Genomic DNA, 21,519 nt, shown 5'->3' with positions numbered 1-21,519 from the left:
TCCCTCATTCTAAATAGTCAATCAAAGGAAGAACTTCTAAAAAATCTCTCTTATCAACATGATTCGATATTTCTTTTTTAAGCACTTCTTTGGCACAAAAAGCGATTCCTAGTCCTGCTGACTTTAGCATAAATAGATCATTGGCCCCGTCACCGATTGCAATCGTTCTTTCTTTAGGAAGTTTTAGTTTCTCTCTCCATTTTTCCAGAGTCTCTGTTTTAACCTGGGGACTGATAATTTGTCCAACTAATTTCCCTGTTAGAAAGCCACCTTGGACTTCAAGTTGGTTGGCAGAAAAATAGGCAATGCCAAGAGATTTTGCTAATCTCTCAACTATTGGAGTAAAACCACCGGACACCAGACCAACTAGGATGCCATTCTTTTGGAGAATAGAGATAAATTTCTGGGCATTTGGCGTTAGATGAATAGTGTTGAAGACTTTATCAAAAACCGAAACAGGAAGACCTTCCAGCAAGGACACTCTTTTTCTTAAACTGCTTTCAAAGTCTAACTCTCCTCGCATTGCCCGACTTGTAATCTGTGAAATTTCCTCCTCACGACCTACCTCTCTTCCCAACAAATCAATCACTTCTTCTAGGATTAAGGTTCCATCAACATCCATGACACACAAGCCTTTTACTTGAGACATCAGTTCTCCTTTCTAAATAGCCTAAAAATCGTATGAAGTGATCATACGATTTTATCTATTAATTAACTAAGCTTTGGTACAAGTCTAGATATGACTTGCAGGCTGTATCCCATGAGAAATCACACTCCATAGCTTGTTTTTGTAGATTTCTCCAAACGTCAGGATGGTTTCTATACAAGTCCAATGCTGTTTGGAAAGTCCAATTCAACCAATAAGGAGATAGATTGTCAAAGCTAAAGCCAGTACCGCTTCCTTCGATTGGATTGAAAGCGCGAACGGTATCTCGCAAGCCACCAACTTCATGAACCAATGGCAAGGTTCCATAACGCATAGCCATCATTTGAGACAAGCCACATGGTTCAAAACGACTCGGCATGAGGAAGAGGTCACAGGCAGCGTAGATTTCTTGAGCTAGTTTGACATCAAAAGTGATATTTGCTGATAGCTTATCTGGGTAGATTTGAGCAAACCATGAGAAAGCTCCTTCAAAGGCTGGATCACCAGTTCCCAAAAGAACAATCTGAACATCATTTTGCAAGATATGGTGAAGACTTTCGACCACCACATCAAAACCTTTTTGACGTGTCAAACGAGAAACAATTCCCACCAGTGGAACATCAGCCCTAACGGGTAAGCCAACTCTTTCTTGCAATTTTGCCTTATTTTTGGCTTTTCCAGACAAATCTTCCTGATTGAAATGATAGTCTAAAAGAGCATCCGTCTGAGGATTATACAGGTCAGCATCAATCCCATTCACGATACCAGACACCTTGCCAGACTCCATTCGAAGAATTTGATCCAAGTTACATCCGAACTGACTGGTCATAATTTCATGAGCATAACTAGGCGAAACGGTTGAAACACGATCCGCATAAAGAATACCAGCCTTCATCCAGTTCAGACAGTTGTTCCATCGAAGGGTACCATCAGCGTAACGTTCAAAGCCGATTCCAAACAAATCCCATAACATTCCTTCTGAAAATTGTCCTTGGAATTCTAAATTATGAATGGTTAAAACTGTTTTAATGCCCTCATAGGCTTGAATCCAACGGTATTTTTCCTTCAACAAGAAAGGAATCATAGCTGTATGGTAGTCATGAACATGGAGAAGGTCAGGAATAAAGTCAATTCTTTCCATAGCCTCAATGGCAGCCAGTTGGAAAAAGGCAAAACGTTCTCCGTCATCAAAGTCACCGTAAACATGACCGCGGAAGAAATAATATTGATTGTCAATAAAGTAGAAGGTTACACCATTTAATACTGTTTTCTTAATTCCACAATACTGTCTGCGCCAACCAACACTCACCTCAAAATGAAGAACATCTTCAATCTGATTTCCAAATTTAGCCTCTACCATGTCATAGTAGGGTAAAATCACTGCAACTTCGTGCCCAGCTTTTACCAGTGATTTGGGAAGAGCGCCAATGACGTCTCCCAAACCACCTGTTTTTGAAAAGGGAGCACCCTCTGCTGCTACAAATAAAATTTTCATGAATGAATATCCTCTGTTACTTTAGCACCTTTCTTAACAACGACTGGATGTTCTGCAGTTCCACGGATCACAACTCCATCCGCAACTTCAACACCCTTGTCCAAGATAGCATATTCTACCTGAGCACCTTCTCCAATAACAACACGAGGGAAGAGTAGGCTATCTTTAACCAAGCTATCCTTGTAAACATGAATATTACGTGATAGAACAGAATTAGCCACTTGACCTTCAATGATACTACCAGAAGCAAACTGAGAAGTGCTTACCTTAGATGTATTAGCATAATAAGTTGGCTCTTCGTTTTTGACCTTTGTATAAATCTTTTGGTTTGGAGTAAAGAGTGAGTAGAATTTCTGTGATTCAAGCATATCTTTGTTAGCTTGGTAATAAGACTCTACAGAATGAATATTTGCTAGGTAGCCTGTGTACTCGTAGGCAAAAGCCCCTTCTTTTGCAGCCAAATCACGTAAAACATAACGCAATTTCTCTGGATGTTCTTTCTTAGCTTCTTCTTCTAAGCGTTCAATCAACCAAGGGGTATCAACGACAAAGATATCTGTGGACATATTGTAAACTTCATCTGTTGACTTGTTATCAAAGAGTTTATGAGAACGAACATGGTCTGTTTCATCCACTTCCAAGATTGCATTTACTTCTGAAATATCTTTCTTAGGAAGTTTCTTATAAACAACTGTAATAGGTCCCTTCGTTGTGTTATGAAGGTGGAACACTTGGTTCAAATCAATATTAATTAAGACATCACAGTTAAGTGATACTGTTTGGTTTGACCCAGAGCGTTTTAAATAGGTGAGCAGCTGTTGGTAATATTCTTTTCCTACTGTGCTACTCTCAACGCGTGTATTATAAATTCCTAGATAATAGTGACTAAGAAGAGTTGACAAGCCCCACTCACGCCCTGAACGGATATGGTCAAAAACAGAACTAATATTATCCTGCTGAAAAATACCAAAAACACTACGAACACCAGCATTGGCAAGACTTGAGAGTGGGAAGTCAATCAAACGATATTTACCGCCAAATGGCAAACTAGCTACTGGACGGTGGTCTGTCAATGTTGACATATCATGAAAACCAACTGTGTTTCCTAAAATGGCAGAATATTTATCAATCTTCATCTGTTGCTACCCCCACTACTTCATTATATCCTACAACTTGTACTTCTTCTGTTCCATCAATTTCGACACCATCAGAAATAACTGCACCTTCACCAATAATGGCACGTTTGATTTTAGCCCCGTGTCCAATAATAGCTCCACTCATAATAACTGAATCAAGAACTTCTGCTCCTTCGCGAACTTGCGCACCTGTTGAAAGAATAGAGTGTTTAACCGTTCCATCAACGAAACATCCGTCTACAACCAAGGAATCTTCCACATGAGCATTTGCCCCAAGAAAGTTTGGTGGTGAAATTAAGTTTCTTGAGTAAATCTTCCATTGACGGTTACGGCTGTCCAAAGCATTCTCTGGAGAAATGTACTCCATGTTCGCTTCCCAAAGCGACTCAATCGTACCAACATCTTTCCAGTAACCGTTAAATTCATAGGCATAGACACTTTCACCTGACTCAAGGTAATTTGGAATGACATTTTTACCGAAGTCTGACATATCGACATTGCTCTTTTCAGCAGCGACTAACATATTGCGGAGACGTTGCCAATCAAAGATGTAAATCCCCATAGAAGCCTTTGTAGATTTAGGTTGAGCTGGTTTTTCTTCAAATTCAACAATGCGGTTATTGGCATCTGTATTCATGATACCAAAACGGCTAGCTTCTTTCAGAGGAACATCAAGAACTGCTACTGTCAAACTAGCATTATTATCCTTGTGTGACTGGAGCATATCATCATAGTCCATTTTATAGATGTGGTCCCCAGAGAGAATTAAGACATACTCAGGATTGACACTGTCGATATAATCAATATTTTGGTAAATAGCGTGGCTAGTCCCCTCAAACCAACGATTTCCTTCACTTGCAGAATAAGGTTGAAGAATAGAGACACCAGAATTGATACCGTCTAGTCCCCAGCTTGAACCATTACCAATATGGTTGTTGAGAGCAAGTGGTTGGTACTGTGTAATGACTCCAACATTGTTGATGCCTGAGTTGGCACAGTTTGAAAGAGCAAAGTCAATGATACGGTAGCGCCCACCAAATTGCACAGCTGGTTTTGCGATGCTTTGAGTGAGTTTACCGAGACGAGTTCCTTGCCCACCAGCAAGAATCAAAGCTAACATTTCATTCTTCATTTTCTACTCCTTTTTGGTTTTTACTTGTGACGGTTTTAGTAGGTTTCAAGCGACGTTTGATTTTCCAAACACTTGCTCCCATAGCCGGTAGGGTAAAGGTCAAGGTCTGCTCATAATCTTTCCAAAGTCCTTCTTGTGTTTGCACAGTTTGATTGTGTTCTTTCCAAACGCCTCCCCACTCTTCTAACTCAGTATTCCAGACTTCTTCGTAAATCCCTGCAACAGGAAGTCCGATTGTAAAATCTTTTCGTTCAACAGGTGCCATATTAAAGATACAGACTAACATATCATCCTTCTTACCCTTACGGATGAAGGAAAGAACACTCTGGTCTCGATTATCCGCATCGATGATTTCAATACCATCATAGCTGGTATCAATTTCCCACAGACAGCGGTGGTCTTTATAAAACTGGTTTAGCTGAGAAGTGAAATACTTCATCTTAGCATTCATTGGATCTTCTAGATTAGACCATTCCAACTGTTCTTCAGATTTCCATTCTAGGAATTGCCCATATTCACTACCCATGAAGAGTAATTTCTTACCAGGGTGACAAATTTGGTAAGTGTAGAGATTGCGCAAGCCTGCGAATTGATTGTAGCGATCTCCCCACATCTTATGCATCATACTCTTCTTACCGTGAACCACTTCATCGTGCGAGAATGGTAGGAGATAGTTTTCCTTGAAAACATACATAAAGCTGAAAGTCACCAGATTAAAGTCATACTTACGGTAAATAGGGTCTTCTTCGTAGAATCGGAGGATATCATTCATCCAGCCCATATTCCACTTGTAGTCGAATCCTAGACCATCTGAATCCTTAGTGTCAGTAATCTGAGTAGCTGATGAACTTTCTTCTGCAATCATCATCACATCTGGATGAACTAGTTTAATCACATCATTCAAGCGTTGAAGGAAATAATATCCTTCATAGTTGAGATTTCCACCATCTTTATTAGGTGTCCATGGAGCATCATCGTAGTCAAGATAGAGCATATTGCTAACCGCATCCACGCGAATACCATCTAAATGATAAAAATCAATCCAAAACTTAATACTAGAAATCAAGAAAGACTGAACTTCATTCTTTCCAAGGTCAAAATTGAGTGCTCCCCAACCGTAGTTATGAGCCTTATTATGGTCTTGGTATTCAAAAGTCGGTGTTCCATCATAATAGGCCAAGGCATCGTCGTTAATAGTGAAGTGACCAGGTACCCAGTCTACAATAACCCCAATATTGTTTAAGTGACATTCCTCAACAAAATCTTGAAACTCTTCAGGACGACCATAGGCATGCTCTAAAGCAAAGTAACCCATAAGCTGATAGCCCCAACTCAAACCGAGAGGGTGGGACATCAAGGGCATAAACTCGATGTGAGTATAGTTCATCTCTACCAAGTAAGGAATGAGTTCATCTTTCAATTGAGCAAAACTATAAGGGCTGCCATCAGAATTTCTCTTCCAAGACCCAGCATGGACCTCGTAAATATTGACAGGACGCTCTTCAAAGCTCAAGCGTTTTCTACGAGCTAACCAAAGTCCATCCTTCCATTTTTTCTCTGGGATTTCTGTTAAAATAGCCCCAGTACCAGGTCGTGCCTCATACCGAACAGCCAAAGGATCAATCTTCATCAGCTGATGACCATTTGCACGCGTGATATGGTACTTATAAATTTGGCCTTCTTGAGCAAGACTGGTAAAGACTTCCCAAACTCCAAATTCATTCCGTTCCATTGGGATTTGATTTTCAACCCAATTGGTGAAATCCCCTACCAAGTATACAGCTTGAGCATTGGGTGCCCACACACGAAAAGTGTAGCCATACTCACCATTTTTTTCTTCCCTATGAGCTCCCAGATAGTGCTGGAGGTGAAAATTTTCACCTGTCACAAAGGTTTCTAAAGCTTTTTTCTTATCCATACACCCTCCTAATTCTGTAAGCGTTTTCTATAGATTTATTATACTACCTTTTTAGGGAAGATTCAAGTAAATTACGGAATTTGCAAAAAAATTTTTTGAAAGTCTTCAACAAATTCACTGATATGTTCACTTGTAAAACAAGAAATTTTCAGAAACGATTTGAAAACGAATTGTTTTTTTATAATACTATCATAAAGTTCGTTATTTAGCTAACAAAAATATAATTTTAAGTAAAAAAATAAATCAGGAAACGAATCTCCTGATTTTATTAACAGATAAATCACCACGAATGAATTTAAATTGTAAATCCATTCTACAAAACTTTAAAGACGCTGGCGCTAACACCAGCAACCATGTCTTTATCACTTAAATGGCTATTGGTCACCAATAGTTCTAGATTTCCAGCATTTTCAAACTGGAAGTCTTGCCCTTTAGCATTAAATACAACTAGTAAATGTTCTTCCCCTTGAATCTCATAGACAATCCAACCGCTATGTTCGTGAGCTGAATGAACAAAAACATGATGGTAAATTTCATCATAAGTAGGGTAAGAAAAGGCACTGGTTTCTGTCTTCAATAGAATCATCTGACGGATAAAGTCAATACTGTCTTGACGCTCATTAATCAAGTCCCAGTTCACTTGATTCACGCTGTCAGGAGCGTTATAGCTATTCATAGCACGTTCTCTATCATCATGGGTCAGCTCACCATTTTCACCAGTCGCAACCAGTTTAGTACGACCAAATTCTTGACCGATTTCCATAAAGGCCATCCCTTGCATGAGTAGATTCATGGCTGTGGCAGTTTCGACCTTGCGCATGATTTGCTCTGAACTTTGGTCTGGATGTAGGGTTGCCAACAAATCGTGAAGATTGTAATTGTCATGGGCTTCCACATAGTTAAGTACTTGATTTGGATGTGTATAGGTTCCTAATTCACGACTGCCTAGGATTGCTTTGGCAAGAATTGGCTCTGTAGCAGCACCGCTGACAAAACCTGACTTGATAGCACCATAAACTTCTCCACCTTTGACAGCATCACGCTGATTGTCATTAAAGAAACCAATATTTGGCATCTGGTAGGCATTGTCTTTCTTGGCCTTATCATAAGGTGCAAGACCTGTTCCCATATCCCAACCTTCTCCATAAAGGATAATGTTAGGGTCAATTTCATCCAAGCTCTGACGAATCATCTGCATGGTTTTGACATCATGAATCCCCATCAAATCAAAACGGAAGCCGTCAATATTGTATTCCTGCACCCAGTATAGAAGAGAATCAATCATATACTTGCGGAACATTTCGTGTTCACTGGCTGTTTCATTCCCAACACCCGTTCCATTCTGGAAGGTGCCATCTGGATTCATACGATAGTAGTAATCAGGGACAGTTGTTTGGAAAGGTGCATCAACAACTGAGAAGGTATGGTTATAGACCACATCCATAATGACACCAATGCCAGCATCGTGATAGGCTTGAACCATGGTCTTCAAATCACGAATAACCTGAGCAGGATCCTCTGGGTTTGTTGAAAGGCTCGTCTCTGGTGCGTTATAGTTTTGTGGGTCATAGCCCCAGTTGTAGGTTACATTCCCGTCCTCATCGTATTCTTTGTGACGATCTGCGATTGGTTGCAACTGAACATAATTGTAGCCCAGCTTCTTGATGTGATCAAAAGCAGTTGACTGACCGTACTGGTTAACCGTTCCAGTCTGAGCAGCACCCAAGAAAGTTCCTCGAAGATGTTCATCCACACCTGAGGTCGGTGATTTGGTCAAATCACGAATGTGCATTTCACAGATAACTGCCTTACATGGATTTTCCAAGCGCCAAGTAGCCTCAGAACCATGCTTAACCTCGAAGTGTTCAACTTGCTTTTCTGCATGGCTCAGAATAGCTGAACATTTGCCATCAGGACTGGTCGCAATTGTGTACGGGTCACGTGTCAAGGTTTGATGATGAGGGAATTGGACTTGATACTGATAAGTCTTACCAGTCAAATCTTCCTCAACATCCAAACTCCAGACACCGATTGTATTGTCCTTATGATTATAGGAGTAGCTATTGCCTCTCTCCATCTCAAAGGTCTTCCAAACAGGAGCATCATTAGCAGCTGATTCATAAACGATAACCTGCACTTCTGTCGCTGTTGGAGCCCAGAGAGCAAAATGCGCTTGATTATCCTCTACACGGCACCCCAATTCACCTTGGTAACCCCAATGATGGTCAAAACTAGCACTATTAATGGCCTTGTCAAAGGCAAAAGGATTTTGATTTTTATAGAAAGGACTGGCGATAGCAGGATTTTCAGAGTAATAAATCCTATCATCCCCTTCCAAAATCCAGACCTCTGTTAAAAGAGGATAGTGATTAAAACGGATAGCATATTCTTTACTGGTTTGGCCTGTATGAACCACAAAATTCAAGCTTTCTAAGGCATGAGCACTTGGGTGTTCAAAACTAAATAGGGCGCCAAAATAATCTTCTTTGTAGGTTAGCAAATCAATTCGCTGGTCCTGACTTTTTACAAAAGAGCAAGTATCGTATTCTCCATTCTTGCGATGGTAATGAATGCGCATAGGGTAGTTATACATTTTTTATCTTTCCTTTTTACTTCTATTTTCTTTCTATTTCACTAATAATTTTTTGTCAATCTCGTCTCAATTAACAAACATAGTCATATTATCTAAACTCTGTTTTTAAACGATCATTACAGGCTTTCTAGCCAAGCTTCATCTCGAACTTCAATTCCAAGTTCCTGTGCTTTTTGCAGTTTACTCCCAGCATCTGCACCAGCAACAATAAGGTCTGTCTTTTTAGAAACACTGCCTGTAACTTTGGCACCCAGACTTTCGAGTTTACTTTTAGCTTCTGAGCGCTTGAGCCGTTCCAATTTTCCAGTCAATACAACGGTCAAACCTGACAAGGCCGCATCCGCTACTACAGTCTGTCCTTTATAGTCCAGATTGACCCCAGCTTCTTTCAATTCTTTAAGGAGAATTTCAGAGCCCTCTGTCGCAAAATAAGTCTGAAGACTCTTGGCAATCACACCACCCAGACTCTCAATACTAGCAACTTCCTCTGGATCTGCCTGAGCCAGATTTTCGATTGAATGAAAATGTTGAAGTAACAGCTGACTAGCCTTGCTTCCGACATGGCGAATTCCCAAACCAAACAAGAGCTTTTCGGCAGAGTTTTCCTTTGATGCTTGAATAGCATGATAGAGTTTACCAGCAGACTTTTCCTTAACCCCTTCTAAAAGGAGGAAATCTTCTTCTTTCAAACGGTAAATATCCGCCACATCCTTGACTAAATTGGCAGCGAAAAGCTTCTCAACAATAGATGGACCAAGGCCTGTAATATTCATGGCATCTCGAGAGGCAAAGTGAATCAAGCCTTCCATGATTTGGGCAGGACAACGCGGATTGATACAACGAAGGGCCACTTCATCTTCAAAGTGCAACAAGTCAGAACCACAACTTGGGCAGTTTGTAGGGATATCTAGTTTCTCTTCAGAAACCCGTTTGGACTCTACCACACGTAAAACGGCAGGGATGATGTCCCCAGCCTTATAAACGATAACCGTATCGTCTTTTCGGATATCTTTTTCAGCAATATAGTCCACATTGTGTAGGGTCGCACGGCTAACAGTTGTACCAGCAAGCTGAACAGGAGTCAGGTTGGCAGTTGGGGTCACAACACCAGTACGCCCCACAGTCCAGTCAACTGATAGAAGCTGAGCTTCTTTTTCCTCAGCAGGAAACTTGTAGGCTACAGCCCACTTTGGAGCCTTAACGGTAAAGCCAAGTTCTTCTTGACCTGCTAGGTCATTGACCTTAATCACCACCCCATCGATATCATAAGGCAGATTGTCCCGTTCCTGTCCTACTTCTTGGATAAAATCCCAAATCTCATCCATGCTTTCAGCCAGAATTCGCTTAGGATTAACCACAAAACCTAGTTGTTCTAGGTGCTTCAAAACCTTTTCTTGGCTATCACGAGTTGACGGACTGGCTTCTTGATAGAGGAAAGTGGCAAGGTTACGCTTGGCTACTACTGCTGTATCCAGCTGACGCAGAGTTCCTGCTGCCGCATTACGAGGATTGGCAAATTCAGACTCTCCATTTTCTTGGCGAGCTTGGTTAACCTGGTCAAAAGAAGCGCGTGGCATGTAACATTCCCCACGAACTGTGATATCTAGTTCTTCTGGCAAGGTCAAAGGAATGTCCTTAACACGCTTGAGGTTTTCTGTGATGTTCTCCCCAACAGAACCATCTCCACGCGTTGCCCCAACAACTAAAATCCCCTTTTCATAAGTCAGCGAGATAGACAAGCCATCGATTTTCAGCTCACAAATATAGGTTGGATGAGCCACTTCCTTACGAACACGCGCATCAAAAGCTTCAAGCTCCTCACGTGAAAAAGCATCCTGCAAACTATAAAGAGGATACTGATGACTGTATTTTTCAAAACCATCTAAGACTTTTCCACCAACACGATGGGTCGGACTGTCTGCTAACACTTGATCTGGATAGGCAGACTCCAACTCAACCAACTCACGGTAAAGACGGTCATACTCACTGTCTGAAACCGACGGATTGTCGCTGGTATAGTACTCAGTCGCATAGCGATTGAGCAAGGCGACTAACTCATTCATTCTTTTATTCATAAAACCATTTTACCATAAATTAAGCCCTCCTCACAAACGAGAAGGGCGGATAACTTAGAAATCTTACACCTGCTCTGATAATTCTTCCCATTCAAGCATAGCTTCTTCCTGACGATGGCTGATTTTGTCCAGCTCAGCCTGTAATTCCATCAGTTTGTCGGCATCGTTTGTCTCCAACATTTGTTCAGAAATGGCTTGACTTTGACTTTCTAGCTCTTCGATTTCAGCTTCTAGATTTTCGATTTGTCGCATGAGTTTGCGAACTTCTTTTTGACTTTCTTTCTGAGCTTGATAGTCATTAACTGGACTTGCTTCTTTTGCTTGATTACTAGTTGAAGCTTCCTCAGTTTGAATCATTTCTACTTCTGCTTTCTTCTCAACATAGTAATCGTAATCTCCAAGGTAGAGAGTCGAGCCATTCTCAGACAATTCCAAAACATGAGTTGCAACACGATTGATAAAGTAACGGTCGTGGCTGACAAATAAAAGAGTTCCGTCGAAGTCAATCAAGGCATTTTCTAGCACTTCCTTGCTATCAATATCCAAGTGGTTGGTCGGCTCATCCAGAATCAAGAAGTTATTGTTTTCCATAGACAGTTTAGCCAAAAGCAAACGAGCTTTCTCACCACCAGACAGCATGCCGACTGATTTTTTAACGTCATCTCCTGAGAAAAGGAAGGCACCTAGACAGTTGCGGATTTCAACTTCTGGTATCAGTTTAAAATCATTCCAGAGTTCATCCAGAACAGTATTACTTGGTGTCAGCTTACTTTGGGTTTGGTCATAGTAACCAACCTCAACATTAGCGCCAAATCGCTTTTCTCCCTTGATAAACGGAATCTGATCCACAATAGACTTGATAAAGGTTGACTTACCGATTCCATTTGGACCAACGATAGCAACAGCATCCATCTTACGAAGGTCTAAATTGATAGGCTCTGATAATACTTCCCCATCATAACCAATAGCCGCATTTTCAACAGTCAGAACAACATTACCAGAAGTTTTTTCAGACTGGAAGGTCATGTTAGCTGATTTCTTGCCAGCTTCAGGTTTGTCCAAACGCTCCATTTTTTCTAGCTGTTTGCGGCGAGATTGGGCACGTTTGGTCGTTGAAGCACGGACTAGATTGCGATTGACAAAGTCTTCCAGAGCAGCAATCTCCTTCTGTTGCTTTTCATAGTTTTTTGCTTCAGTAGCTAGCTTTTGCTCCTTCAACTCGACAAAACGAGAATAATTGCCCACATAGCGATCCAAGGAATGCTTGGTCAAATCCAGCGTAATTGTCGCAACCTTGTCCAAGAAATAACGGTCGTGGCTAACAATAATGAGGGCACCGCTATAGTTTACCAAGTAATTCTCTAGCCAGGCAATCGTTTCAATATCCAAGTGGTTGGTTGGCTCGTCCAAAACCAAGAGATTTGGTTTTTCAAGAAGCATTTTGGCTAGAGCCAAGCGAGTGTTTTGGCCGCCAGAAAGCTCGGCAATTTTCATCTGCCACATAGACTCGTCAAACTTGAATCCATTTAAAATCGCTCGGATATCAGCTTCATAGGTAAAGCCACCTGCTTGGCGAAAATTCTCAGATAAGCGGTCGTAATCTGACATCAGTTTATCCAAAGCCTCACCAGACTTTTCACCCATCTCCAATTCCATCTGACGAAGTTGATTCTCAGTCCGACGTAAGTCATCAAAGACATGAAGCATCTCATCGTAGATGGTGTTTTCAGACTCAAAACGGCTATCTTGGGCTAGGTAAGACAGAGAAATATCTTTTTTCTTATTAATTTCTCCACTAGTTGGCTCCTCTTCTCCAACCAAAATCTTCAAAAGAGTAGACTTACCTGCACCATTTTTCCCAACAAGAGCAATCCGATCTCGTTCATCAACCTGCAAGTTGATATTATCAAAAAGAACCTCTCCAGCAAAAGAACGTTCAATTTTATTAGCTTGTAAAATAATCATACAAGTAGTATAGCATGTTTCCCTAAGGCATTCAAGACTTGATAAACCGGCATATGTCACCACTATTCTGAAAATTATGCTAAGGTTTTACTAAAATGCTAAAAAATGCTATAATGTGAACGGTTAAAACAATTTACAAAAGGAGAATTTTAATGTCTTACCAAGAAAATTACCAAAAATGGGTTGATTTTGCGGATCTTCCTGACTACCTTCGTCAAGATTTGGAAAATATGGATGAAAAAACAAAGGAAGATGCCTTCTATACAAATCTTGAATTTGGTACTGCAGGTATGCGTGGCTTGATTGGTGCTGGTACAAACCGCATCAACATCTACGTTGTTCGTCAAGCTACTGAAGGATTGGCTCGTTTAATTGAGTCTAAAGGTGGAAATGAAAAAGAACGCGGTGTGGCAATCGCCTACGATAGCCGTCACTTCTCACCTGAGTTTGCCTTTGAGTCTGCAGCAGTTCTTGCTAAACACGGCATCAAATCTTACGTATTTGAAAGCCTTCGTCCAACTCCAGAACTATCATTTGCAGTTCGTCACCTCAACTGTTTCGCAGGTATCATGGTCACGGCTAGCCATAACCCTGCTCCATTTAACGGTTACAAGGTTTACGGTGAAGATGGTGGACAAATGCCTCCACACGACGCGGACGCTTTGACTACTTATATCCGTGCAATCGAAAATCCATTTGCAGTTGAAGTTGCTGATGTGGAAGCTGAAAAAGCTTCTGGCTTGATTGAAGTCATCGGCGAAGCTGTCGATGTAGAATACCTCAAAGAAGTTAAGGACGTTAACATCAACCCAACCTTGATTGAAGAATTTGGTAAAGACATGAAGATTGTCTACACACCACTACATGGTACTGGTGAAATGTTGGCTCGTCGTGCTCTTGCCCAAGCAGGATTTGATTCTGTTCAAGTTGTTGAAGCGCAAGCAACTGCTGACCCAGACTTCTCAACTGTAAAATCTCCAAACCCAGAAAGCCAAGCAGCCTTTGCTCTTGCTGAAGAACTTGGTCGTCAAGTTGGTGCAGATGTTCTTGTGGCAACTGACCCTGATGCTGACCGTGTTGGTGTTGAAGTTCTTCAAAAAGATGGTAGCTACCTTAACCTATCAGGTAACCAAATTGGTGCTATCATGGCTAAATACATCTTGGAAGCCCACAAAAATGCTGGAACTCTTCCTGAAAATGCAGCCCTCTGCAAATCTATCGTATCAACTGACTTGGTAACGAAAATTGCTGAAAGCTACGGCGCAACCATGTTCAACGTTTTGACAGGTTTCAAATTTATCGCTGAGAAAATCCAAGAATTCGAAGAAAAACACAATCACACTTACATGATGGGATTTGAAGAAAGCTTCGGTTACTTGATTAAACCATTCGTACGTGATAAAGACGCTATCCAAGCCGTTCTTGTCGTTGCTGAACTTGCTGCTTACTACCGTTCTCGTGGTTTGACTCTTGCTGACGGTATCGAAGAAATCTACAAAGAGTATGGCTACTACGCTGAAAAGACTATCTCTGTTACCCTTTCAGGTGTCGATGGTGCTGAACAAATCAAAGCAATTATGGCTAAATTCCGCAACAATGCTCCAAAAGAATGGAACGCAACAGCTATCACTGTCGTAGAAGACTTCAAAGCTCAAACAGCTACTGCTGCTGACGGTACTGTTACAAACTTGACAACTCCTCCAAGTGATGTGTTGAAATACACACTTGCTGACGGTTCATGGATTGCTGTTCGCCCTTCAGGTACAGAACCAAAAATCAAGTTCTATATTGCAGTTGTAGGTGAAACTAATGAAGAATCACAAACTAAGATTGCTAATATCGAAGCAGAAATCAATGCATTTGTAAAATAAAACACTAGAAAAGATGAGACCAACCAATCTCATCTTTTTTTCGTATCAAATCTAAGCAATTTTAGAAACTTTATGGCATACTAGACTTATCAATGAAAGCGAGGTAATCTCATGGAACAATTTTTAGATAATATCAAAGACCTTGAAGTCACTACAGTGGCGCGTGCGCAAGAAGCTCTTGATAAGAAAGAAACTGCAACCTTCTTTATCGGTCGCAAAACTTGCCCTTACTGCCGTAAATTTGCTGGTACATTGTCAGGTGTCGTAGCTGAAACCAAAGCCCACATCTACTTCATCAACAGTGAAGAAGCAAGCCAACTCAATGAGTTGCAAGAATTCCGCTCACGCTACGGAATTCCAACTGTACCAGGCTTCGTTCACATTGCAGATGGACAAATCAATGTCCGTTGCGACTCTTCAATGTCAGCACAAGAAATCAAAGAATTTGCAGGATTGTAAAAAATATAAAAAGAAGGCACTTGCCTTCTTTTTAATTATTTTCAAAATAGGAATCAACCAACTCCTGAATCCTTCCTTCTTTAGCGGCAGGAATGGTATCTTCTAAAACAAAGTTCTTTCTACTAATGTCTTGTGAGAGATTTCCAAAGATAAAATTAGTGGAAATGTTATAGATAATTTCGGACGGTGCAAATCCATAAACTTGATTTTCTAGGATATGTTTTAATCGCTCTTCAGGATTTGGAAATGATTCTCGTAAACCATTGCTGTTATATAGCCGCTTAAAAGGTCATCCACCATTCTCTTCACCACCCGTTTAGGAGTGAAAATCTGATTGGTTTTCTGTGGTGGAATATAGTCGAAAATATCTTCTTTCTGATCATAAAAATAATCTGCCAACTCCTCTTTCTTGCGAAGAAATTCTTGGATGGCTTCATCAAATGTTGCTCGATCAAAGAGATGTCCTGCAAAATCCTGCCCACCATCTCTCAAATAACGAAATTGTTCAATCGTAATACCAGTCACTTCAAAGAAGACATGCTCGGGAACAAAGGTATCAAAATTATCAAGTGTTAGAGATTGATCACCGTAGGCCATGATGAAACTTGGAATTGTTCGTGCAAATCCTCGAAGATGGTCCCGAATCTCATCTTGGGCTGATTGTTTCAACTGTTCCACCCGTTTTATCTCAACCTGTTCAATAAACTTCTCAGGCATTTTTTCCACTTCTTTTTTAAGTGTTTGTTCTAGTTTTTCTTTATGAATGAGATTATTTTCTTCTAAACGTTTTTCAAAAACTTCTTGAATTTTATCTTTTTGCTCTTTATCATTTTCTTCCTTGAGCTGTTGTTGCAACTCTTCCTTGATATGAGCTTCAGAAATTTTACGTTCTATCTCATTTTTTCGAACTTCATTCTCAAATGTTGCTACAATTTGTTTCTTGATCTGGTCTGTTTCACGAGTTTTCAGATCATATCCAGCCTTCAATTCCTCTACAATTACTGAAGAAACTGTCTTACTCAAGTCATTGACCAGCTGTTTTTGAGTTCTTTCCTCATCTTTTGTGACTAAATCAGCAACAGACTCACCAAGCCCATAAACTTTTTCACCAAAAAGTCGTGCTTGTTGATTGATCACAATTTCATGGTCAACCACTGCATTGCCCTCATCATCCACCGTAACACCTGAAAAGTCTAGTAAATCAGATGGTGTTTGTAACTTGCCTTCCTTTTCAACTGGTAGTTCATTTAAGATGTCTAGAACGGTTTGACTGGCTTGGAAAATGCCGCTGATATAATCAAATAAGAGATTAGACATAAACCCTCGTTTGAGGACTTCCCTAGCTTTTATTTGACGCGGTATAGTCAGAACTGCCTTAGCATCAATTTCAACCATCTTACCTGCACGGTCTTCTGCTATAACAGGGAAGAAATTCAAGAGTTCTCTGATGTTTTCTTCACGAGTTGCGGAATTTCCACCACCTCCTGCAGTCGCAAGTGATAAGTTGTTCGCAAACTCATCAAAGAGAATCAAGGTTCTTTCTGGCGCAAAGTCAAAGACATAGGCTCTTTCTTTGCGGAAGTGATTTCCTTTGTTATCGCTCCATGAGTAAGGGTTTTGTGCACGAAAGGCAGCTTGCATATAAATGGCAGGTGATTTCTAGCCAGCGCACTTGGATATAATCTTCAAGATCCAGAGATTCAAGTTCAGCTTCCACGTAGCCATTTTGCTTTTCAACTAACCAAGTTGGCGTAAAAACTTCGGCTCTAATCTTGGTTCGGTCTTTTTGTTCATACTTGGACTTTTCTGATCGGGGTTGAATCAAGTTTGCATAGGTTCCCGTCACCCTACTTGGAGTGATGTGATCACTTGGAGCAAATCCCTTTCCCAACAATTCATAAGAATGAGTCGCCCAAACAATATTTTTCTTGGTCGTTCGATCTTTTAAAAGAATTTTTAATAAGTCAGCAGACTCCATAGCCAACTTTTCTTCACTAATATCTATCGTCATAAGGCAACCTTTCTCGTACTATAAACCTTATTATATCATATTTTAAATGGTGTTTGGAGTAGAAAATAATAACTAAACATAACAAAAGAAGGCACTTGCCTTCTTTTTATATATCTGTCAATGGTGTTGCGGTATCTGGTGAGGTATCGTAAACCCTAAAGTCTACTCCTACACCTAAATCAGCTTGGGCTAGCTGATTGACCATGGTCATGTGAGCCAGTTCCTTGATATTATTTTCCTTAGATAAATGTCCAAGGTAGATTTTCTTAGTACGATTCCCAAGTGTCCGAATCATTGCTTCAGCACCATCCTCGTTAGAAAGATGCCCCAGATCAGATAGGATTCGTTGTTTGAGTCGCCAAGCGTAAGAACCTGCTCGCAAAATCTCTACATCATGATTGGACTCGATAAGGTAGCCATCTGCATTTTCGACAATCCCTGCCATACGGTCACTCACATAACCTGTATCAGTCAGCATGACAAAACTCTTATCATCCTTCATAAAGCGATAAAACTGCGGTGCAACCGCATCGTGGCTAACACCAAAACTCTCGATGTCGATATCTCCAAAGGTTTTGGTTTTACCCATTTCAAAGATATGCTTTTGCGAAGAATCTACCTTTCCAAGGTACTTGCTATTTTCCATTGCTTGCCAGGTCTTTTCATTGGCATAAAGATCCATACCATACTTGCGAGCCAAAACTCCCACTCCGTGGATATGGTCTGAATGCTCATGTGTAATCAAGATGGCATCCAGGTCCTCGGGTTTACGGTTAATTTCAGCAAGTAGGCTGGTAATTTTCTTACCAGACAAGCCTGCATCCACTAAAAGCTTCTTTTTTGGGGTTTCCAGATAAAAGGAATTTCCACTGGAACCCGACGCTAAAATACTGTATTTAAAGCCTGTTTCACTCATTCTAGTCTTCTACTTCGTCCTCCCATACTTCTTCTTTCACTGCATCCTTATCATAAGGTAACACAATGGTGAAGGTTGATCCCTTACCGTATTCACTCTTGGCCCAAATAAAGCCCTTATGTTGTTTGATAATTTCTTTAGCAATGGACAGACCCAGACCTGTACCACCTTGGGCACGACTTCTAGCACGATCCACACGATAAAAACGGTCAAAGATACGTGGCAAATCCTGCTTAGGAATACCCAATCCTTGGTCTGAAATAGACAAAATCATCTGATCATCAGTTGTCTTCATGGTCACTGTGATTTTTCCACCATCAGGCGAATACTTAATGGCATTGTTGAGAATATTATCAATTACCTGTGTCATCTTGTCTGTATCAATTTCAATCCAGACAGAGGTAATCGGATAATCTCTCACCAATTCATATTTTTTCTCTTCATCTGGTCCCCTCATCTTATCAAAACGGTTGAGAATAAAAGTAATAAAGGCAGTGAAGTTAATCAGTTCCACATCTAGATGACTGGTTGCATTGTCAATACGTGAAAGATGGAGAAGATCTGTCACCATCCGCATCATACGATTCGTTTCGTCTAGAGACACCTTTATAAAATCTGGTGCTACAGGTTCTGACAAGGCACCCTCATCCAAGGCTTCAAGATAGGATTTTACGCTGGTCAGAGGTGTCCGTAGCTCATGACTAACGTTCGAAACAAAGAGTCTCCGTTCGCGTTCTTCCTTCTCCTGCTCCGTCGTATCGTGTAAAACTGCAACCAGACCAGAAATGAAGCCTGATTCTCGACGAACCAAGGCAAAGCGTACACGAAGGCTCAGATATTCACCATTGTCATCCTGAGAATCAATCATAAGCTCAGGAACTTGGGTAATCAAATCACGAAGTTCATACTCATCTTCAATCTTAAGCAATTCTAGAATACTTTTATTGAGAACCTCTTCTTTTTGAACACCTAGCTGTTTCTTAGCCATGTCATTAATCATAGTAATCTTGCCACGACGATTGGTCGCAAGGACTCCGTCTGTCATGTATGAGAGGATACTGTGCAATCGTTTACTCTCTTGTTCCAGATTTTCTTGGGTCAAACGGATTACTTCTGATAAATCATTAAGATTATTGGTAATATTAGTGATTTCAGAGCTTCCCTGCATATCCAATACCTGCGAATAATCTCCTGCAATCAAGTCTTTAACTTTTTGATTAATTTGCTTCAACCGAATATTATCCCGCCGATTTTCTAGTAAGAGCAAGGTAACAATCAAGATAAAACCCAATAAAATTAAAATGAAGATAAAATCACTAGTAAGAATATTTTTTCTAATCAATTCAATCATTATTTCTCATATAATAACCAACACCACGACGTGTTAGGATATACTCTGGACGACTAGGTGTATCTTCAATCTTCTCACGCAAACGTCTGATAGTTACGTCAACAGTCCGAACATCTCCGAAATAATCATAACCCCAGACCGTTTCAAGCAAATGTTCACGTGTAATCACTTGACCAATATGAGACGCCAAGTGGTACAAAAGCTCAAATTCGCGGTGGGTTAAGTCTAGTTCTTCGCCGTATTTCTTAGCAACATAGGCATCTGGCACAATCTCCAAGTCCCCAATTTGTAAGGGCTGAGTTTTCTTTTCATCAGACTCTTGATTATCTACAGAAGCCAAGTCCGTGCGACGAAGAAGAGCTTTGACACGTGCCTGCAACTCACGATTTGAAAAGGGTTTAGTCACATAGTCATCTGCTCCAAGCTCTAAACCGATAACCTTGTCAAATTCGCTATCTTTAGCTGACAGCATGATAATAGGAACACTACTAGTCTTGCGAATAGTCTTAGCAACTTCTAAGCCATCAATTTCCGGAAGCATCAAATCCAGAATAATAATATCTGGCTGCTCTGCTTCAAATTGTTCTAGTGCTTCACGACCATTAAAAGCAGTTACAACCTCGTAACCTTCCTTGGTCATATTAAACTTGATAATGTCCGAGATTGGTTTTTCATCATCTACAATTAATATTTTTTTCATTTGTTCACCTTTTTCTCTACTATTATATCAAAAAATAACAAGAAGACACAATAGCTAGTCTTTGCTACTGTCTAAGTTGGCTTTTGCATAAGCCTGCCAGATTTTTTGTTGGGGTTTAGCAAGTGGAACATCCTTGAATTCTTCTGGTGAAAGCCAGCGAACTTCCCTATCTGAAAAATCATGGAAATCACTCACCTGACCTGCTACAATCTGTACATGCCACTTACGATGGCTAAAAACATGATTGACATTCTCAAAATGCAGATTAAGCCAATCAATATCTAAATCATAGTCCTGCTGGAAACTCTCTTCTGGACTGGGGCCAAAGTTCACACTTTCTTCTGCAACCTGATGAAAGAGGTCAAACTGCTCTTCTTGCGAAAAGTTATCTACTTCTATCAAGGGGAAATGCCAAAAACCTGCCAAAAGCTTTTCGCTTTCATTTTTTTCAAGTAAAAATTGCCCCTGAGAATTTTTCACAACTAAGGCTTTTAGATAAATGGGAACTGGTTTTTTCTTTGGAGCCTTAATTGGATAACGGTCCATAGTTCCATTCTGATATGCCGCACTAAAATCCTTCACTGGACTTTCTTCTGGCCTAGGATTTACAGGCGCCTCAATATCAGATCCCAAGTCCATCAAGGCTTGATTAAAGTCACCCGGACGCTCTGGGTCAATCAAGATTTCCATCATTGCCTGAAAAATTTTACGATTACTTGGAATGCCAATATCGTGGTTGACTTCAAACAGACGGGCCAAAACACGCATGACATTACCATCTACAGCCGGCTCAGGCAAGTTAAAAGCAATACTGGAAATGGCTCCTGCTGTGTAAGGTCCAATACCTTTCAAGCTGGAAATTCCTTCGTAGGTATTTGGAAATTGACCACCAAAGTCAGTCATAATTTGCTGGGCTGCAGCCTGCATATTTCGTACTCGAGAATAATAACCCAAACCTTCCCAAGCCTTCAACAAACGTTCTTCAGGCGCAGTTGCCAAACTTTCCACTGTTGGAAACCAATCCAAGAATCGTTCATAATAAGGAATAACTGTATCCACCCTAGTCTGCTGGAGCATAATTTCAGAGACCCAGATATGATACGGATTCTTACTCCTACGCCATGGTAAATCTCTTTTGTTTTCATCATACCAGGCAAGAAGTTTCTCACGGAAAGAAACAATCTTCTCATCCGGCCACATGACGATACCGTATTCTTTCAAATCTAACATATCTCTAGTATAACACAGAAG

General features: G+C 40.6%; 14 protein-coding genes and 2 pseudogenes. 2 read left to right on the top strand and 14 right to left on the bottom strand.

The window, feature by feature from the left end; genetic code table 11:
• Positions 1 to 4: 4 nt before the first annotated feature.
• From serB to N8M95_RS01150, 8 genes are all read right to left on the bottom strand, one after another.
• Positions 5 to 649, bottom strand: a complete 645-nt coding sequence (gene serB, locus N8M95_RS01185; protein ID WP_261116433.1) for a phosphoserine phosphatase SerB — start codon at positions 647 to 649, stop codon at positions 5 to 7.
• Positions 650 to 707: 58 nt separating this feature from the next.
• Positions 708 to 2,141: a glycogen synthase GlgA gene (gene glgA / locus N8M95_RS01180; protein WP_261116432.1), complete on the bottom strand. Its 1,434-nt coding sequence runs from the start codon at positions 2,139 to 2,141 to the stop codon at positions 708 to 710.
• Positions 2,138 to 3,277: a glucose-1-phosphate adenylyltransferase subunit GlgD gene (gene glgD / locus N8M95_RS01175; RefSeq protein WP_261116431.1), complete on the bottom strand. Its 1,140-nt coding sequence runs from the start codon at positions 3,275 to 3,277 to the stop codon at positions 2,138 to 2,140. The genes glgA and glgD overlap by 4 nt, the downstream gene beginning before the upstream one ends.
• A complete protein-coding gene (locus tag N8M95_RS01170; RefSeq protein ID WP_261116430.1) occupies positions 3,267 to 4,409 on the bottom strand; it encodes a glucose-1-phosphate adenylyltransferase in 1,143 nt (380 codons plus the stop codon). The genes glgD and N8M95_RS01170 overlap by 11 nt, the downstream gene beginning before the upstream one ends.
• Positions 4,399 to 6,327, bottom strand: coding sequence for a 1,4-alpha-glucan branching protein GlgB (gene glgB, locus N8M95_RS01165; protein WP_261116429.1), 1,929 nt, complete (start codon positions 6,325 to 6,327; stop codon positions 4,399 to 4,401). The genes N8M95_RS01170 and glgB overlap by 11 nt, the downstream gene beginning before the upstream one ends.
• Before the next feature lie 313 nt (positions 6,328 to 6,640).
• On the bottom strand, positions 6,641 to 8,920 hold the full coding sequence (gene pulA, locus N8M95_RS01160) for a type I pullulanase (RefSeq protein WP_261116428.1): 2,280 nt from the start codon (positions 8,918 to 8,920) through the stop codon (positions 6,641 to 6,643).
• Positions 8,921 to 9,036: 116 nt separating this feature from the next.
• Entirely contained in the window at positions 9,037 to 10,995 is a 1,959-nt protein-coding gene (gene ligA, locus N8M95_RS01155; RefSeq protein WP_261116427.1) for an NAD-dependent DNA ligase LigA, read from the bottom strand.
• A 63-nt stretch (positions 10,996 to 11,058) separates the two neighbouring features.
• On the bottom strand, positions 11,059 to 12,960 hold the full coding sequence (locus N8M95_RS01150) for an ABC transporter ATP-binding protein (protein WP_261116426.1): 1,902 nt from the start codon (positions 12,958 to 12,960) through the stop codon (positions 11,059 to 11,061).
• 152 nt (positions 12,961 to 13,112) lie between these two features.
• Between N8M95_RS01150 and N8M95_RS01145 the strand changes: the two genes are divergently transcribed.
• Together N8M95_RS01145 and N8M95_RS01140 are read left to right on the top strand one after the other, a co-directional pair.
• The gene (locus N8M95_RS01145; RefSeq protein WP_261116425.1) at positions 13,113 to 14,831 is read left to right on the top strand and encodes a phospho-sugar mutase; all 1,719 of its coding nucleotides are present in this window, start codon (positions 13,113 to 13,115) and stop codon (positions 14,829 to 14,831) included.
• A gap of 111 nt (positions 14,832 to 14,942) precedes the next feature.
• On the top strand, positions 14,943 to 15,290 hold the full coding sequence (locus N8M95_RS01140; RefSeq protein ID WP_261116424.1) for a DUF6568 family protein: 348 nt from the start codon (positions 14,943 to 14,945) through the stop codon (positions 15,288 to 15,290).
• Positions 15,291 to 15,321: 31 nt separating this feature from the next.
• Here N8M95_RS01140 and N8M95_RS01135 read toward each other — a convergent pair.
• The 6 genes and pseudogenes from N8M95_RS01135 to mutY all read right to left on the bottom strand — a co-directional run.
• A pseudogene (locus N8M95_RS01135) lies at positions 15,322 to 16,949 on the bottom strand (restriction endonuclease); the annotation flags it as partial.
• Positions 16,939 to 17,301: pseudogene (locus tag N8M95_RS01130) on the bottom strand (Eco57I restriction-modification methylase domain-containing protein); the annotation flags it as partial. The pseudogenes N8M95_RS01135 and N8M95_RS01130, both read right to left, overlap by 11 nt.
• Positions 17,302 to 17,407: 106 nt before the next feature.
• Positions 17,408 to 18,217: an MBL fold metallo-hydrolase gene (locus N8M95_RS01125; protein ID WP_033681747.1), complete on the bottom strand. Its 810-nt coding sequence runs from the start codon at positions 18,215 to 18,217 to the stop codon at positions 17,408 to 17,410.
• Between the two features lies 1 nt (position 18,218).
• On the bottom strand, positions 18,219 to 19,568 hold the full coding sequence (gene vicK / locus N8M95_RS01120) for a cell wall metabolism sensor histidine kinase VicK (protein WP_261116423.1): 1,350 nt from the start codon (positions 19,566 to 19,568) through the stop codon (positions 18,219 to 18,221).
• Positions 19,561 to 20,268: a response regulator YycF gene (gene yycF / locus N8M95_RS01115; RefSeq protein WP_033681745.1), complete on the bottom strand. Its 708-nt coding sequence runs from the start codon at positions 20,266 to 20,268 to the stop codon at positions 19,561 to 19,563. Before yycF ends, vicK begins: the two co-directional genes overlap by 8 nt.
• Before the next feature lie 54 nt (positions 20,269 to 20,322).
• Complete coding sequence (mutY, locus tag N8M95_RS01110; RefSeq protein ID WP_261116422.1) at positions 20,323 to 21,498, bottom strand: A/G-specific adenine glycosylase; 1,176 nt, start codon at positions 21,496 to 21,498, stop codon at positions 20,323 to 20,325.
• Positions 21,499 to 21,519 lie beyond the last annotated feature (21 nt).

The sequence above is a fragment of the Streptococcus mitis genome (assembly GCF_946190325.1).
Taxonomy (GTDB): Bacteria; Bacillota; Bacilli; order Lactobacillales; family Streptococcaceae; genus Streptococcus; species Streptococcus mitis_CF.
Note: the sequence above shows the minus strand (reverse complement) of the source record. Positions and strands in the feature narration are given on the sequence as shown.

Coding starts and splice junctions, on each gene's coding strand:
- mutY (WP_261116422.1), bottom strand. CDS start 21,498: ATGTTAGATTTGAAAGAATACGGTATCGTCATGTGGCCGGATGAGAAG.
- N8M95_RS01125 (WP_033681747.1), bottom strand. CDS start 18,217: ATGAGTGAAACAGGCTTTAAATACAGTATTTTAGCGTCGGGTTCCAGT.
- vicK (WP_261116423.1), bottom strand. CDS start 19,568: ATGATTGAATTGATTAGAAAAAATATTCTTACTAGTGATTTTATCTTC.
- glgA (WP_261116432.1), bottom strand. CDS start 2,141: ATGAAAATTTTATTTGTAGCAGCAGAGGGTGCTCCCTTTTCAAAAACA.
- N8M95_RS01170 (WP_261116430.1), bottom strand. CDS start 4,409: ATGAAGAATGAAATGTTAGCTTTGATTCTTGCTGGTGGGCAAGGAACT.
- glgB (WP_261116429.1), bottom strand. CDS start 6,327: ATGGATAAGAAAAAAGCTTTAGAAACCTTTGTGACAGGTGAAAATTTT.
- N8M95_RS01145 (WP_261116425.1), top strand. CDS start 13,113: ATGTCTTACCAAGAAAATTACCAAAAATGGGTTGATTTTGCGGATCTT.
- N8M95_RS01150 (WP_261116426.1), bottom strand. CDS start 12,960: ATGATTATTTTACAAGCTAATAAAATTGAACGTTCTTTTGCTGGAGAG.
- yycF (WP_033681745.1), bottom strand. CDS start 20,268: ATGAAAAAAATATTAATTGTAGATGATGAAAAACCAATCTCGGACATT.
- ligA (WP_261116427.1), bottom strand. CDS start 10,995: ATGAATAAAAGAATGAATGAGTTAGTCGCCTTGCTCAATCGCTATGCG.
- N8M95_RS01140 (WP_261116424.1), top strand. CDS start 14,943: ATGGAACAATTTTTAGATAATATCAAAGACCTTGAAGTCACTACAGTG.
- serB (WP_261116433.1), bottom strand. CDS start 649: ATGTCTCAAGTAAAAGGCTTGTGTGTCATGGATGTTGATGGAACCTTA.
- pulA (WP_261116428.1), bottom strand. CDS start 8,920: ATGTATAACTACCCTATGCGCATTCATTACCATCGCAAGAATGGAGAA.
- glgD (WP_261116431.1), bottom strand. CDS start 3,277: ATGAAGATTGATAAATATTCTGCCATTTTAGGAAACACAGTTGGTTTT.